Here is a 14,987-nt window from a genome sequence, read left to right as displayed (position 1 = left end):
GGAGCGGAGAACCGCTCCTCGGAATTTCGTCTGCCCTGCCGTGCATTGCCGCCAGACCGCATACCGGCCTAATTACAAGCCTGTCCACTGGGGGCTCTCATGCTTGCCGACCCACCCACAACCGCTTCTCACCTGCAGATTGTCTCTTCAGCATCAGGTCAGAGAACGTCTCTCTTGGCAACTGGAGACAGAACCGGACTATCGAAGCTGGTCCGGCTCCATGGTGGTCTCGATTTCGCGACCATGCTTGTATTTTTCGCACGCGAAAACAGCGACCTCTACCTGAAGAGCCAGTCCAATCTATTCTGCAGTTATCTGGAAAATATGGGTGGTGAGCAGGCTATGGATGGCTACGTTAGCCGAGTATGGCTGCAATGACAGGTCATTACAGCTTGGTTGGGTCTCTCCTTCAACAATGCAGCGGCCTTGTCAGTGTCTTCGTGGCGGCAGCGCGTAAGCGTGCTGCATCACTGGGGACAGCATTCGGCTTCTCAAGAACGCATCTGTTCAATGCCGAGATCGGCGGGCCCATCATACGGATGAGGTTTGTTCATAGACGAGCTCGAGCCAAGACAATTCAGAATGCTCCCCGTCTTACCTCAAATGAAAGGTTCTACCTTGTCGCACGACTTTTTCATCAAGGCGCTCTCCGGCTCCATGAAGGCAGTCTCCAGCTTCTTCCTGACCGTTGCCCCTCTTGGGTCAGTGGCGCGCGGCGAGACACCCTATCTTGAGCCATCCCCGGCAACTGCACCTGACATGTCGCAGACAGATCCTCACTCCGGGCAGGTTTCACGCTCTGACGTCATGTCGGCCACTGCCCAGGCGGATCGCGTCACATGGCTCGAACTTCCTTCTTCAGTCACAGCCGACAGCGAGGTTCTGTCCATCCGCATTCTGGTCCAGCCGGATCACGGTCAGGTGAGCGTGACGCCGGATCTCAAGCTCGCCCTGGTGATGACGGGGGCGGAGCAGGACCTGGACCGTGTCGACTTCCGCTATGAAGTGACAAGGGCAGACGCGTCGGTGGTCGAGGTCAATGCCGAGATCGACCTGACCCCAGCCAGGCAGGCCGCCGGCTGGGGGTTGGGCGAGACCTACATGCTGGAGACCGATTCTGATGGCGAACTGGTGCTGGAGCATGGCGACGAGCACCGGAAGGTACACGTCACCGCGGGGAAACATGGGCTGACAGCTCGGGAGATCGCCAGGGAAGAAGGTCTGGACGCTGTCCAGATGGAGGGCAAATGGGGCCAGTGGCTGAAAGACCACCCGGAATACGGGGCAACCGAGGACAAGGCGCTGGACACCGAACTCGGCATGGCGCTGTGGACGGAACTCAGCTTCGAGGGTGACCGCACCTCGTCAAACTGGCTGCTGTTCGAACGCGGCTACGAGTATGACAAGGAACATGCCACGCGCCTGATCCATCGCGGCTCGAATGGGGAATCCGAGCTATATCCCCTTGTGGTCACGGCCTATGGGGAAGGGGAGGATCCACGGATCGGCGGAGATCTCAACATTTTCCAGGAAGTTTCGTCCCATGTTGTCCTCCATGGTATCGACCTGCTGGAACGCGCTCAGGTACTGGAAGGCCGCAACATCCTGTTGGACAAGGTCTCGATCCGCGGAGATGGGGGCAACTTCCAGAAAGTAGACGGACTGACCTTTCGCCGCAGCGATATCGTGGACATCGCCCGCGAGCAGCCCGTCAATGACGGGCCAATCTGGCATGCACATATAAACCGGATAGGCGGTGCTTACATTGACAGGAGCACGGGCGTCCTGATCGAGGAGAACCTCTTCGATCACAATGGCTGGGCCAAGGGCTATGACCAAAATGTGTCAGCCACCGCTCCGATGCCGCCCAGCATGTTCAGCCACAATCTCTACATTCAAGCAGATAACTTGGACGTCACCGTCCGCGACAATATCTTTCTGCGCGGCGCCTCCTTTGGAGCCCAGATCCGCTCGGGCGGGTTCATCGAGGACAATGCTTTCATCGACAACAACGCCGCAGTGAATTTCTTGGGCGGCGATTACCAAGGGGCCGGACCAGCCGGAAATTACACGCTGTTCACAGGAAACCTTGTGACCTCCGCAGGACACAAGCGCGTCGCGGAAATGGAAGGCGCGTTGTCAATGGGAGTGGAGGACAAAAGCCTGCAGTCATCCCTGATCGGTAACATCATCGCCCACTTGGCCGATCCGGCCAACCCCGATGAGATCGCCGCCAAGAGCGTCACCCACCGGGCACTGAATTCCAATGCAGACCGGTTCTTTGACGACACGATCGTCTACAAATGGGCGGCTGGCACTGAGGGGCTTGCCACAAACCCGAACCGGGGTGTGGAAGGACTTGACCCGCTCAGGCTCGATAAGGTCACGATCCAGAAGTTCACGGCTGATCTTCTGGGCAAGCCCGACGCGAGCATCGGCGACCTGGCCGCCGTCCTGCGCGCCCAGGCTAATGGCCAACTGGATCATGTGGTCGATGCCGACCTGATCAATGCCTTTTTCCGGGCAGGCTTCGGCCTCGACACGAGCCTGCGAACCGCGGCCGACACCCTGGTCTTCGTTCCCGATGAAAGAGGGGACGGCGTTCGCTGGGACAGCCGCCTGAACTGGTCCACCGGGGACCTGCCGGGCACTCAGGCGGGAGACAGCGTCGATCTCGCGGGCAATGCCGTACGGTTCGGCAGCATCACCACCACGGTTCATGATCTCGCTTTCGGCGACTTCGGCAAGCTGTCGGCCACCTCGGGCAAGTTGACGGTTGCCGGAGAGATCGAGGTTGGCGCCTCTGGCGCAGCGCTGTCGATAGACCGCGCGGGGCAGGTCTGGATCGATGGTTACCACGGCAGCGGCCTTCTCGAGATCGACGCGGCCGGTGGACGTCTTGCCAACACCGGGGCTCTGGCAGGCCCTGTCGCGCTGCAGGTCAGCGACAATGCCCAGGCACTTCTGGCCACGGCGGGCGGCTCCTTCGACCTCGCCGCCGGCAGCAGGCTGACCTTGGAGGGCAGTCGAATTGCCACCGGCTTCGACGCGCAGGACGGCGCGGCCGCTGTCCTGCGCCTTCACAAAGGGGCGGCGCTCGACTTCGTGGCGGATGCGGACGGTCTCTCCACCTTGGGCGAGTTCCGCTCGGGGGCCTTCGATGAGACATCGCAACTGGATTCGGCGGTCCAGTTGGGCGGGACCCTTACGATCGACCTTTCTGGCTGGGAACTTGGTCAGTCTGCCCCCACCATCACCTTGATGAAGGCCGACCAGATCGTCGGGGATTTCGACGACATCGAGATCATTGGGCTTGGCCCGGATCGGGATGCGCTTTTGCAGATCGATCATCTGGATGACGAGATCCGGCTGATGATAGGCAGGAACGGCGCGGGCAAGGTGACCGTGGCGACGTTCGGCAGCGATCAGGTTGAGGACTGGGCGGACGATCCGGCATATCTGGAGCTGTGGCAGGCTCTGCAGGCGCAGCCGCTCCCTGACAACACCTTCAACTGATTTTTCGCATGCGAAAATCTTGAGGACAGGTTTGCTGTTTTTCGCGTGCGAAACCTGCCCACTGATCCTGGGTTTTCGCATGCGAAAGTTTCGCGTGCGAAAACCTACTGCCTTGCCCTCAGCCACTCGGAGAGGGCATCAAGAAGCTCCTCCGTGACACCCCGGCCGGACAGAACCACCCTGCCCGGCTGGCCTTTGATCCGGATGCCTTCGACGATCTCACGCGAGACAGGAGGCGTCGCCGGCTTCTCGGCGTGCTTCCTTGGCGAGAATACGAACTGCCCTTCCCGCTCCAGCGCAGCCTCCAGGATCCGGCGTTCTTCCGCGACAGTTTCCGCCTTGGCATCGGACAATGCCCGCCGCAGTTCGGAGGCTGCCTCCGGAAACTGCTGCAGCATCCGGTCCAGTGCCAAGCCCAGCTTCTCGGGGATTGCCTCAGGAAAGCGCAGCACCTCGCCAAGCCGTTCATGCAGGCTGACGAAGTTCAGGATCTTCGACCGGCGCGATGGTGAGGCATGCACGAACAGTGCCTTGACTGCCGCCGAGGGGCTTTCGAACACACCGATACGCGCGGCCTCATGGGCCAGCCGGGCCCGTTCGTAGAAGGACAGATCCGAGCGGATCTCGTTTTCCTCGACCATCGCCAGATAGGCTTGCGGGGCTTCTGCAAAGGGCCGGATCACCGCCTGGACCTGTTCGAAGCGCCCCCCCTGCTCGGCCGCCAGTTCGCGCAGCGCGCTCAGGCGGCGCGCGCCGGAGATCAGCCCGTAACGCTCGCCGCCCAGGGCCACCACCTCGATGGGGGTCTGTTGCCCACGATCCGCCAGGCTCGCCTTCAGGGCCGCCATGTCCTCGGGATCGAAATGCTGCCGGTCCCGGACCAGATGGGTTTCGACCACCGACTCGAGCGGCAGATCGATGATCAGCCGCCCGGAATCGCGAGCCTGCCGCATGCTGTCGGCCAGATCGTCCAGGGCAGCCTGGGCAGCAGCCTCTCCGGCGATCTGGGCCACCGGCGGCGGCCGCTGGGGCCGGGCCGTGAACTCCGGATCACCCAGAGGCCCGAACCCGCGCATGGGAGGAGAGGGCAGGGTCTCGGAAGGGGGTTCGCCCTGGGCAAGGCCCAGGCGTCTGCGTTTGGCCATGTCAATCTCCGTGATGCGGGCCCTGCCCTTGCTGCCAGGATCTGTCAGGTCGCATCCTGCGCCAGCTCGTCGCGCCGCCAGATCCCCAGCAGCAGCGTCTTGAAGGCGGCATAGGTCTCGTCGAAGGTCTCGCGGCCCCGGGCATAGGTTTCGCGGTTGAAGTCGCGATAGTCTGCCTCGTAGATGCCCTGGACCTGTTCGCCCGCCTGCCCGATCAGCGAGGTGAAGCCCTGCCGGTGCGGCGACAGCGTCTGCCCCAGGTAGGTCTGGATCAGCCCCGCCATCTCGGCCTGCTGGCTGGCGTCATAGCGCGTCAGCACCGCGCGGACGGCGTCCCATTCGAAATGCAGTTCGTCCCGGCCAAGCGCGCGGGCGGCGATGTTCTCGCTGCTCTCGATCGAGGAAAAGGTCGAATGCAGCATGTCGAAGAAGCGGCCGGTCGAGTCGAACTCCAGGAACGAGGCGCCGAAGGGCACCAGCACGATGTCGGCGGCGGCCAGCCCGTTGATGGTCAGATAGCCGAGGGCAGGGGGGGTATCCAGGAAGACCAGGTCGTAGCGGTCGAGGATCCCGTCCGCTGCCAGCATCTCGGTCAGCGCGTCCCACAGCTTCCAGCCCCGCGAGGCCATGCGCCAGACCGGGATCTGGAACTCGGCCCAGTAGAGGTTCAGCTGCGCGCCGATGATGTCGATATTGGGCCAGTGGGTGGGACGGATCAGGTCGCCGGCGGTGATCTTCAGCGCCTCTGCCAGCGTATTGTCCAGGGGCTGCGGGGACTCGCCGCGGTCGAGGCGGCGCTGGTTGTCGATCCTCAGCGTCTCGGCGTAATGGCGGGCGAGCAGGGGAAACACCGTCTCCCACTCGTCCTCGATCCGCGCCCCGAAGATCGACGACAGCGAGCCCTGGCTGTCGAGGTCGATGGTCAGCACCCGGTAACCATCCAGCGCCGCGGACATCGCCAGATGGGCGCAGGTCGAGGTCTTGCCGACACCGCCCTTGAAGTTGGCGACTGCCACGATCTTGGCCGGCAGTCCCCTGGGACGATAGGGCAGGTATTCCTTGGCCTTCGACCCTTCGGCCCCGAAATGCGCCCTGAGCCGCAGCACCTCGTCCAGGGAAAACCAGCGCGCGCCTGCCACGGACTCGGCGCGGCCCTGCGGCAGGTCGGGGTTGGCCCGCAGCACGCGCCGGAAATGCTGGGGGGCGACCGGGATGAGATACTTCGTGATCTCCCAGGTCGAGAAGAGCCGGAGACGGCGTTCGCCGCTGTCGTCGCGGCCCCGGCCGACAAGATCGTCACGACCCGCCCGGTACCGGGCGGCGATCTCTGCCAGTTCCGATGTTCCCGTCGCTTCACCCAGCAGAGAAAGCGCACGATCAGGCGAGATGTTGAAATAAGGCGGGGTGTTCTGAGAGCGGCTCACGCTGTTTCCATGCAGATGTGCTGTCTTTCACCTCACATACCATGTAACGCGATACATGCCACCAGAACCAGTCTGTCAGTGTATTTTCTCAAGCATTCTCGTGTTTTCCACAGTCCCGGCGTGGCCAGTCTGCATCACCTTACGTGTTAGTATTCAGTTATATCATAGTTACAGCCTTCCCAACCCCAGCCTTCTCTCCAGCAAGTCCTTGATATGGGAGCTATTTATATGACTATCTCAAGTCCTCAGTGAATCCGATACCACGATGAAGTGAATCCGATCCCACGTCAGGGTGAATCTGATCCCCCGACAAGTCTGGCCTTCCGGTTGCCTCGCACTGGACCAGCTGCGGCACCGTCTCTAGGGATGGTGTCAATGAAACGACGTTGGCCGCAGGGCGTCCGGAGAAACCGGCGGCTGCTCGTCGGAGAGGCGGAGACAGGGATGGCGACAGTGATGCCGGGCATGCCCATGCCGGGGCAGGGGGCGGCGCAGGACCTGTTCGTCTGCGACTTCCTTGCCGCCGTTCCCAAGCACGACCTCGCCTCGATGGAGCATCCGCTGTTCTCGCTTTCCACCCGGCCGGATCGCCGGGTGGTGCACTATGCCCATAACGACGCGACGCTGACCGTGACCCCCAGCGTGCGGGGCCGGGCGACGATCTTCGACGCCGACATCCTGATCTTCTGCATCAGCCAGCTGATGGCCGGGCTGAACGGCGGCCGCGAGATCTCGCGGCGGCTGACGCTGAGGGCCCATGACCTTCTGGTGGCAACCAACCGCGAGACCTCGGGCGACAGCTACCAGCGGCTGCGGGATGCGCTGGAGCGGCTGGCCGGCACCCGCATCACCACGAATATCACCGTCGGCGGGCACGAGATCACCAGCGGCTTCGGCCTGATCGAGAGCTGGGAGATCGTGCGCAGGTCCCGTGTCGGCCGGATGGTGGCGGTGACCATCACCCTGTCGGAATGGCTCTTCCAGGCGGTGCTGGCGCGCTCGGTCCTGACGCTCAGCCGCGACTACTTCCAGCTTCGCAAGCCGCTCGAGCGGCGGGTCTACGAACTCGCCCGCAAGCACTGCGGCCGCCAGCCCGAGTGGCTGGTCTCGGTCCCGGTGCTGGCCAAGAAGAGCGGCTCGGCCAGTCCCGTGCGGGTGTTCCGCGCGATGCTGCGCGAGATGATCCGCGAGAACCGCCTGCCCGACTATCTCCTGTCCGAAGAGCCGGGCGACATCCTGCGCATCACCCCCCGCGCCGCGGTGTTCGATCCGGCCGACGGCCCGCACCTGCGACCCGAAACCCTCGCCGAGGCCCGTGCGCTTCGCCCCGGCGCGGACGTCTATGCGCTCGAGGCCGAGTGGCGCGCCTGGTGGACCTCGACTGGCCGCCCCCGCCTGCGCAGCCCCGACGCGGCCTTTCTGGGCTGGGTGCGGACGCGGAGCGGATGAGCGGGTCGACAAGGTGGAGCGGCCTTCGGTCAGGTGCCGGGAGCAGCCCAAGACCAAGCGTAGTCGCCTTGAACGCGAGGATCACTTGGCCTTGGCGACACCGCCTTTGTGCTTCGATTTGGCACCTGGAGGACCCACCTGAAATCAGCTTGGAATGTCGTAGCACCTTAGTGAGACCTCGATCTCAATGCAGGTGTAACAATATGAGGTTGTTGGCTTGATCAAAGAGCGTTACTTAAGATAGGCGCCCGGCTCAGGACAGATCAATGAAAATCTCTTTCGCGATATTCGCGCATAATGAAGAAGAAAATATTCCTGATCTGCTTCTGGATCTTTCCAAACAGGACATCCTCCTAGATTCTGATATTGACGTACGCTTTGTCCTTTTGGCGAATGGCTGCACTGATGATACGGTTGCAGCGGCTCGATCTGCATTATCCACTCTGCCGCCGGAATTTTCAGCACATGTCGAGGTGCTGGATTTAGTGGAGTCAGGAAAATCCAGAACGGCACATCGTTTCATTCACGAGTTTTCTCGACCCGATGATGATCTTCTAGGATTTATGGACGGTGATATCCGGATTCCGATGCCTACTGCACTCCGCGATATGTCGACTGAACTATATGATCGATCCAACCTTGTCGTGATTACTTCGCATCCTATAAAGGACATAAATTTTGGCGCCTCCTCAAAGGGTTTTATTCCAAGATTGATCGGATCAGGTGCTGATAGTCTCACAGACTGGAAAAAATCTATTTGTGGTCAGCTTTTTCTGGCTCGGACAGGAGCGTTGCGACGGATTGGTCTTCCGATCGGCCTTCCGGTAGAGGACGGCTTCTTCCGCGCCATGCTGCTGACAGGATTGTTCTCGCATCCGGAAGACCTAAATCTTATCGATGGTCATCAGGATGTTTTTCATGTCTACAGTTCGATAAAGACTCTTCCTGAACTTGTTCGCCATCAGACCCGAATCGTAATTGGTAGCGCGATAAATTCTGCCATCTATCAAAAAGTGCGAAATGAGGCAGTGAATGAAAGCGAAGCTCATGACATGCTGATGAAGGCCGCTGTTGATGAGGAATGGATACCCACGCTCATCAGACAGGAACTGCCTCGCCTGCCTTTTGGTTATATTCCGTTTGAATTCCTAAGCAATCGGTGGCGTAGATATATTCAAAGAAAAAAGTTTGGAGCAAAGCCGACCCTGAACTTGTTTCTTGGAACAGGTTTGGATCTGACTGTCTGGATTCTGGCATCCTATAAAATGCACAGGGGCACTGGTGCAGGCCATTGGTGATAAGTTATCATAAGCCTTTCCGGCATTGCAGGCTTTCAATTTTACGAGCCAAGATCATAGGCAGGAAGCAAGATCATTCATGACTAGCCGCATTGCCTACTTGACCGGCGAATACCCGGCCGTCTCGCATACATTTATCCTCCGCGAAGTGCTGGCGCTGCGCGCTTTGGGCTGCGAGGTGCTGACCTGCTCGGTTCGTCGCACCGGCTTCGAACATCATCGCGGTGCTGACGAAAGGGAAGCCGCCGCAACGACCTTCTATGTCCTTGAAGCTGCCTGCAGGCCTGGAACCATGCTGGCAGCACTTGGATGGTCGCTGTGGCGACCGCGTCGTTTCGGGCGGATGCTGAGATTGGCACTGGCGACCCGGCCCGCAGGGATCAGGGCGACGATATGGCAGATGTTCTACGTGATCGAGGCAATGGTGCTGGCACGGCATCTGGCCCGTGCCGGGGTAGGCCATCTGCATAATCACTTCGCGATGGCGTCATCCTCGGTCGCCATGCTGACGTCCGAGTTGTCTGGTATCCCTTACAGCTTTACCTTGCATGGGCCTGCAGATTTTCTGGACACCGGACGCTGGCGGCTGGACGAGAAGATTGCGCGAGCGTGTTTCGTTGCCTGCATCAGTCAGTTCTGCCGCAGTCAGGGGATGCTGTTTTCCGACATGGCGCACTGGCCCAAGTTGCGGATCGTGCATTGCGGGGTGGAACCTGCCCACTACGGTGCCGATCCGGCCCGGGCCCCAGGACGTGATGTATTGTTCATTGGTCGCCTTGCCGCCGCCAAGGGCGTTCCCGTGCTGATCGAGGCTTTCGCCCGTGTCCGGGAAGCCTATCCTGACGCTCGACTGACGCTGGTTGGCGACGGGCCAGCCCGAGTGGCGCTTGAAGACCGAGTGGCTGAGTTAGGTCTTTCGCAAGCTGTCCGCTTCACCGGCTATCTCGGCCAAGAGGAAGTGGCGGCAGAACTGTCACGTACCGATCTCTTTGCTTTGTCTTCCTTCGCCGAAGGTGTTCCGGTCGTGCTGATGGAAGCCATGGCGACCGGCCTACCGGTTTTGGCAACCCGTATCGCCGGCATTCCCGAACTGGTCGAGGACGGGGTTTCAGGCCGGATTGTAGCACCTGGGGATACTGCAGCCTTCGCAGAGGCAATGATCGAACTTCTGACCGATCCCGCGCGCGCCCGTGCCATAGGTCAGGCAGGCCAAGCCCGGGTCAAGGCGGATTTCGACGTGGCAAAAGAGGCCGCGAAGCTGGCAGATCTGATGGGATCCGGCCTAGACTGGTCGGATGGAAACAGCCGGATGGCGAGTGGACCTGCAATGCAAAAAGGGTACGGGCCAGATCGTCCCAGCCGTCATGCTACGAAAAGGATGCCCCTGCGATAGGACATTGTTCTGGTAGAACATCAAGCTGTCGAACGACCTCGGCCGCTCAGGCTGACTATCCAGCACCCAATCATAGACCTCACGGATCCGGGCTGTCTTGCAATCAGGTGCACATTGGCGACTCTGCCTGGCGCGCATGCCAGTGATCAGCCGACCAGTGACACACTGATTATTCTTGGGATTCACGCCTTGGCCAGCAGCAGGATCTTGGGTCGGCGAGTTGCGTCCCTTGTGCTGGCCTACATGAGGTCAGCCTCCTCCTGCCACAGGCCCGCACGCTCGGCTTCGATCTCGGCCACAGCGCGGGCCTTGCCCTTGCGCAGGGCGCGGCGCTGGTAGTCGCGGATGAAGGCGCGAAGCTCGGCGTCCTCGTGCTTCTTCTCGCCCCCCACCCAAGCGGCAAGGTAGCCTTGGATCGTCGCGAGACCACCCAGCACATAGGGCGGATGCGCCATGCGATAGAGGCCGGTCGCAACGAAATAGAGCGGGTCCGAGCCCATGTAGTACTGCCCGAAGCCATGCCGGCGGCGGCCGGTCCAGATGCTCTTCTGGCTCGATCCCATGGGGCGCAGATGCTCGAAGCGCAGTGCCTCGTCGTTCCAGCTGACCACGATCCAGCCCAGCTGGCGGGCCTTGTGGCAGTCGATGGCGTCCCACATGACCTCGCGCACAAAACCGCCGATCTGCTCGAAGCACTCGCGCCGGTAGAACTTGGTCATGCCCACCGACATCTCGTCACCGCATTTCTCGGATACCCAGCGGCCGCCCGCGGTGCGGAACCAGGGCTTGCCCGAGCAGCTGCCGATGCGCAGATTTTCCTCCATCCGCTGCATGAGGATCTCGAAATAGCGGGGGGGCAGGTCGAGATCGAGGTCGAGCTTGCAGAGATAGGGGAAGGCGCGGAGATCGACCTGGTCGAGTCCGTGGTAGAAGGCCTCGATCACTCCGGGCCCGACGGCGCGATGGCCGCGGTCGGGCCTGGTCACGACCTGGATGAAGTCGTGCCGGGCGGCATAGTCCGCCAGGATCCGCGACGTCTCGTCGGTCGAGCCGTCGTCAACGATGATCCAGCGCGCCGGCGGCACGCTCTGCGCAATCACGCTGTCCAGCGTACGGCGCATATAGGCGGCCTCGTTGCGGCAGGAAGAAACCAGGAGATAGGCGCGGGAAGGGGACGAGGGCATGATGGGCAGGGCCGTTCCTTTCGGGGCCTTCTTGTGCCGTGCGGCTGCTTCCGGCGCAAGCAGGGCAAGATCCGCAGAAGAGAAACGATTTCATCCCATGCGTGTCATGGCGGTCAATCGGGAATGGCCGCGGTAGAGCTGACCGCCGCGCTTCCTCGGCCGGGACTGGTCCGACGCAGTTCGAAGAATGGGCCGGATTGTCCGCAGGCGCCCTGGAGGGGCCGCTTTCTGGAAACCTGGCGAAAAAGATAAGATGAAAACCTGCAGATCCTAGGGCTTTCCTGGTTGGATCATGATACCCGAGGCCCCATGATTGGTCGGTCTTGTCGGAAGGCGGGACTTGAGCAACAGCCATAGACGCGCGGACTGCCCCATACCGGTCCACGGTTTTTGAGGAGGACGCCCGGAGATGGCATCGATCGATACCCCCCGCCTGTCTTACCCGGGCCTGACCCTGTCGGGGGCCTCCGGCCTGTTCTGGCTGGCGATCGCCACCGTGGCCGCAGGCTGGTTCTTCATCGACGGTCTGGACGCGCTGCTGCAGGCTTGGCAACGGCCCGAATACAGCCACGGCCCCATGATCCCTGTGCTCTCGGCGCTGATGTTCCTGCGGGAACTGAAGCAGTATCCCCCGCGCCCGGGTCATATTCCCGATCGCTGGCCGGGTGTGGTCGTGGTCGGACTGGCGCTGGCGATGGGGGCGCTCGGCAAGCTGTCGGGGATCGACGATGTCGTCGCCTATGCGACGATCCTCTGGGTCGCGGGAATCCTGCTGATCTCGTTCGGCTGGTCCACGGGGCGGCATTTCTGGCCGCCGGTCCTGCATCTGGTCTACATGCTGCCGCTGCCGGACGTGCTGTATTACAAGGTTTCAACCGATCTTCGGATGATCTCGTCCGAACTGGGCGTCTGGTTCCTGCAGATGCTCAAGGTGCCGGTCTATCTGGACGGCAACATCATCGACCTCGGCACGCTCAAGCTGCATGTCGCCGACGCCTGTTCCGGGCTGCGCTATCTTTTCCCGATCCTGTCCTTTTCCTACATCTTTGCGGTGCTTTACCGGGGGCCGGTCTGGCACAAGGCGGTGCTGCTCTTGGCGGCGGTGCCGATCACCATGCTGATGAACTCGGTGCGCATCGCCATTGCCGGGGTGATCGCCGACCGCTACGGGGTGGACTGGCTGGAAGGCTTCACCCATTTCTTCGAGGGCTGGGTGATCTTCATTGCCTGCGTCCTGCTGCTGTTCGGGCTGGCGCGGCTGATGCTGCTGCTGCATCCGGCCAAGCCTACGCTGGGTGAGGCGCTCGATCTGGAAACTGCCGGCATGGCGCGGCAACTGCGCCGGCTGAGCCTGGTGCAGCCGTCTCGGGCAATGATCACCGCAGCGCTCCTGGGCATCGGAGCGTTGGGGCTGTGGCAACTGGTTTCCGAAAATCGGGGCATCGTCCCCGAGCGCGCGCCCTTCGCAGCCTTCCCGCACGAACTGGGAGCCTGGCGGCAGCAGGGGCTGGACGAGCGGCTTTCACCTGACGTGGCGCAAAATCTGGGGGCCGATGATTACCGCCAGGCTCATTTCGTGCAGGACGGCGCTGCCGCCCCGGTCGGGCTCTTCATGGCCTTCTACAACGACCAGACCAAGGGCGGCATCCATTCGCCCGAGATCTGCCTGCCCTCCTCGGGCTGGGAAATCGCCCGGCTGGAACGCACCGACCTTGCTCCACGGCTGGGGATCGAGGGAGCCTTCCCCGTCAACGTGGCGGTGATCCAGAAGGGTTACTCGCGGATGATGGTCTATTACTGGTTCCAACAGGGCAGCCGCCGGGTCGCCTCCGATTACGCCGCCCGGCTGTATCTGCTGGCAGACGGCATCCGCACCGGCCAGACCGACGGCGGCATCGTGCGGCTGACCACCGAGATCAAGGAAGACGAGAGCGATGCCGATGCCGAGGCGCGGCTGCTATCTGTCACACACGAACTGATCGGCCCATTGCCACGCTTCATGCCCGAAGGGTGAGGTATGCGCCTTCAGCGAATTGGTTCGGCTGATGTCCGCCGAACAAAGGCCGACAGGTGTGCTACATCCTTGGGTCCAACTGTATCGACATCCTTGAACGGTCGACCTGAACGGACATCCTGTCCGCATCACTCCTTGGGCGTGCCGGAAAATACTTGCTCTGATTGATCCGACGGATTGCCTGATGTCTTCATTGCCCCATGTCGCGGTTCTCATCCTGAATTACCGCACCTCTGCTCTCGTCACGGATTGTCTCGCCTCACTGCGCGACGAGATCGCATCAGGGTTGAAAATGCGCGTCTTCATCGGAGATGCGGACTCCGGTGACAACTCCGTTACCCTGATCCAGGACTACATTGCCGCCGAGGGAATCGGAGAATGGGCGCAATGCTTCGATATCGGAAGGAACGGCGGATTTGCCTACGGGAACAACGAGATCTTCCGGCGCTTCGTAGCGCCCGATCCAAGCTTCACCCACGTCCATTTCCTGAATCCCGATACCTATATCCGCCCCGGTGCCGTTACGGCGCTGGTGCGTTTTCTGGAGGCCCATCGGGGTGCGGGAGTCGCAGGAAGCCGCTTGGAAAATCCGGATGGCAGTCCGCAATCCTGCGCATTCCGCTTTCCGGCTCCGTGGCGGGAGTTCTTCCGTGGCGCATGCAGCAGCGTTCTGGACCGGCTGGTGCCATCATCGGTCGTCACCATCCCGACGCCCACCACCACGCAAGAGGCGGACTGGGTGAGCGGTGCAAGCTTCATGATGCCCCGCCGCGTTCTGGATGATGTGGGGCTGATGGATGACGGCTATTTCCTGTATTTCGAGGAAACGGATCTGATGGCACGGGTCCGCCGGCATGGCCTGTCCGTCTGGCATGTCCACGACAGCCGGGTAGTTCATCTGGAAGGGCAATCCACCAAACAGCATTCCGAGCAACCAGAGGTTCGGCGCGCTTCGCCGATATGGCTGCAATCGCGGGCACGCTTTCTGCGAAAGCACCACGGGCGATCAGGGGCCACACTGGGCAACTTCCTGTTTCTGAGCGGAAATCTGATTTATCTCCTCCACCGGACCGTGCGGGGGCGACCGGTGCAGAACCCCCTTCATGTCTGGAGGGACTACCTGACTCACGGTCGAAGAAGGCAGCCATGATGACGCATTCTGCGAACGGCCCTCGCCAGAAGCGGGCATCCGGGCTTCCCCGCGCTTGAGGAGGGGGCAGGGTTCGTGGCGGCGGGATTGGCAGCGCCATCCGGTTGGGCCGGGACGAACCCGAGCATGGCGAATGCTGGCCTAGGGGCAGAGCCCGCAGATGGATGACGGATACAGGCTGTCATCTGCAGCTTGCAAGACCTGCGTGTCTTGGGTCGTGCCCCCTGTCAGCGCGGGTTTTCGGGTCGCTTGTATTCGATCAGCCTGACCTGGCCGCCCCTGAGGCGTTGCCAGGCATATCTCAGCACGCCCTGGGCTTCGGGGAACTTTGCCAGGGTCAGGAACAGCGCCCGCTCCCAGGGCTCGCCACGCAACCGAAGCCGCAGCACCTGCAAGGGCCAGGCCAGCAGCAGC

At 61.6% G+C, this 14,987-nt stretch carries 9 protein-coding genes and 1 pseudogene; 6 read left to right on the top strand and 4 right to left on the bottom strand.

Annotated features, from left to right (window positions below; genetic code table 11):
• Positions 1 to 618 precede the first annotated feature (618 nt).
• A complete protein-coding gene (locus H5395_RS14010; protein WP_182793197.1) occupies positions 619 to 3,516 on the top strand; it encodes a right-handed parallel beta-helix repeat-containing protein in 2,898 nt (965 codons plus the stop codon).
• A 104-nt stretch (positions 3,517 to 3,620) separates the two neighbouring features.
• Here H5395_RS14010 and H5395_RS14005 read toward each other — a convergent pair whose 3' ends face one another.
• Both H5395_RS14005 and H5395_RS14000 read right to left on the bottom strand, forming a co-directional pair.
• A complete protein-coding gene (locus H5395_RS14005) occupies positions 3,621 to 4,529 on the bottom strand; it encodes a ParB N-terminal domain-containing protein (protein ID WP_182793196.1) in 909 nt (302 codons plus the stop codon).
• A gap of 176 nt (positions 4,530 to 4,705) precedes the next feature.
• The gene (locus H5395_RS14000) at positions 4,706 to 6,085 is read right to left on the bottom strand and encodes an AAA family ATPase (protein ID WP_182793195.1); all 1,380 of its coding nucleotides are present in this window, start codon (positions 6,083 to 6,085) and stop codon (positions 4,706 to 4,708) included.
• A gap of 444 nt (positions 6,086 to 6,529) precedes the next feature.
• Between H5395_RS14000 and H5395_RS13995 the strand changes: the two genes are divergently transcribed.
• From H5395_RS13995 to H5395_RS13985, 3 genes are all read left to right on the top strand, one after another.
• Complete coding sequence (locus tag H5395_RS13995) at positions 6,530 to 7,534, top strand: replication initiator protein A (RefSeq protein WP_182793194.1); 1,005 nt, start codon at positions 6,530 to 6,532, stop codon at positions 7,532 to 7,534.
• Between the two features lie 266 nt (positions 7,535 to 7,800).
• Positions 7,801 to 8,832, top strand: a complete 1,032-nt coding sequence (locus tag H5395_RS13990) for a glycosyltransferase (protein WP_182793193.1) — start codon at positions 7,801 to 7,803, stop codon at positions 8,830 to 8,832.
• A 79-nt stretch (positions 8,833 to 8,911) separates the two neighbouring features.
• Entirely contained in the window at positions 8,912 to 10,225 is a 1,314-nt protein-coding gene (locus H5395_RS13985) for a glycosyltransferase family 4 protein (protein ID WP_182793192.1), read from the top strand.
• A gap of 239 nt (positions 10,226 to 10,464) precedes the next feature.
• Here the strand turns inward: H5395_RS13985 and H5395_RS13980 are convergent, their stop codons facing one another.
• The gene (locus tag H5395_RS13980) at positions 10,465 to 11,409 is read right to left on the bottom strand and encodes a glycosyltransferase family 2 protein (RefSeq protein ID WP_182793191.1); all 945 of its coding nucleotides are present in this window, start codon (positions 11,407 to 11,409) and stop codon (positions 10,465 to 10,467) included.
• Between the two features lie 409 nt (positions 11,410 to 11,818).
• Between H5395_RS13980 and xrtD the strand changes: the two genes are divergently transcribed.
• Complete coding sequence (xrtD, locus tag H5395_RS13975) at positions 11,819 to 13,423, top strand: VPLPA-CTERM-specific exosortase XrtD (RefSeq protein WP_182793190.1); 1,605 nt, start codon at positions 11,819 to 11,821, stop codon at positions 13,421 to 13,423.
• Between the two features lie 184 nt (positions 13,424 to 13,607).
• Positions 13,608 to 14,573 carry a glycosyltransferase gene (locus tag H5395_RS13970; RefSeq protein ID WP_182793189.1) on the top strand — a complete coding sequence of 322 codons (966 nt, stop codon included), beginning with the start codon at positions 13,608 to 13,610 and terminating at the stop codon, positions 14,571 to 14,573.
• A 227-nt stretch (positions 14,574 to 14,800) separates the two neighbouring features.
• On the opposite strand, the pseudogene H5395_RS13965 reads toward H5395_RS13970, so the two are convergent.
• Positions 14,801 to 14,987, bottom strand: a pseudogene (locus H5395_RS13965) (glycosyltransferase family 2 protein); the annotation flags it as partial.

The sequence above is a fragment of the Paracoccus sp. MC1854 genome (assembly GCF_014164635.1).
Taxonomy (GTDB): Bacteria; Pseudomonadota; Alphaproteobacteria; order Rhodobacterales; family Rhodobacteraceae; genus Paracoccus.
The sequence above is the reverse complement of the archived record's forward strand: the minus strand, read 5'-3'. Positions and strand labels throughout refer to the sequence as shown.

Bases quoted from the DNA above. Each gene is read 5' to 3' on its own strand.
- H5395_RS13995 (WP_182793194.1), top strand. From the start codon at position 6,530: ATGGCGACAGTGATGCCGGGCATGCCCATGCCGGGGCAGGGGGCGGCG.
- H5395_RS13990 (WP_182793193.1), top strand. From the start codon at position 7,801: ATGAAAATCTCTTTCGCGATATTCGCGCATAATGAAGAAGAAAATATT.
- H5395_RS13985 (WP_182793192.1), top strand. From the start codon at position 8,912: ATGACTAGCCGCATTGCCTACTTGACCGGCGAATACCCGGCCGTCTCG.
- H5395_RS13980 (WP_182793191.1), bottom strand. From the start codon at position 11,409: ATGCCCTCGTCCCCTTCCCGCGCCTATCTCCTGGTTTCTTCCTGCCGC.
- xrtD (WP_182793190.1), top strand. From the start codon at position 11,819: ATGGCATCGATCGATACCCCCCGCCTGTCTTACCCGGGCCTGACCCTG.
- H5395_RS13970 (WP_182793189.1), top strand. From the start codon at position 13,608: ATGTCTTCATTGCCCCATGTCGCGGTTCTCATCCTGAATTACCGCACC.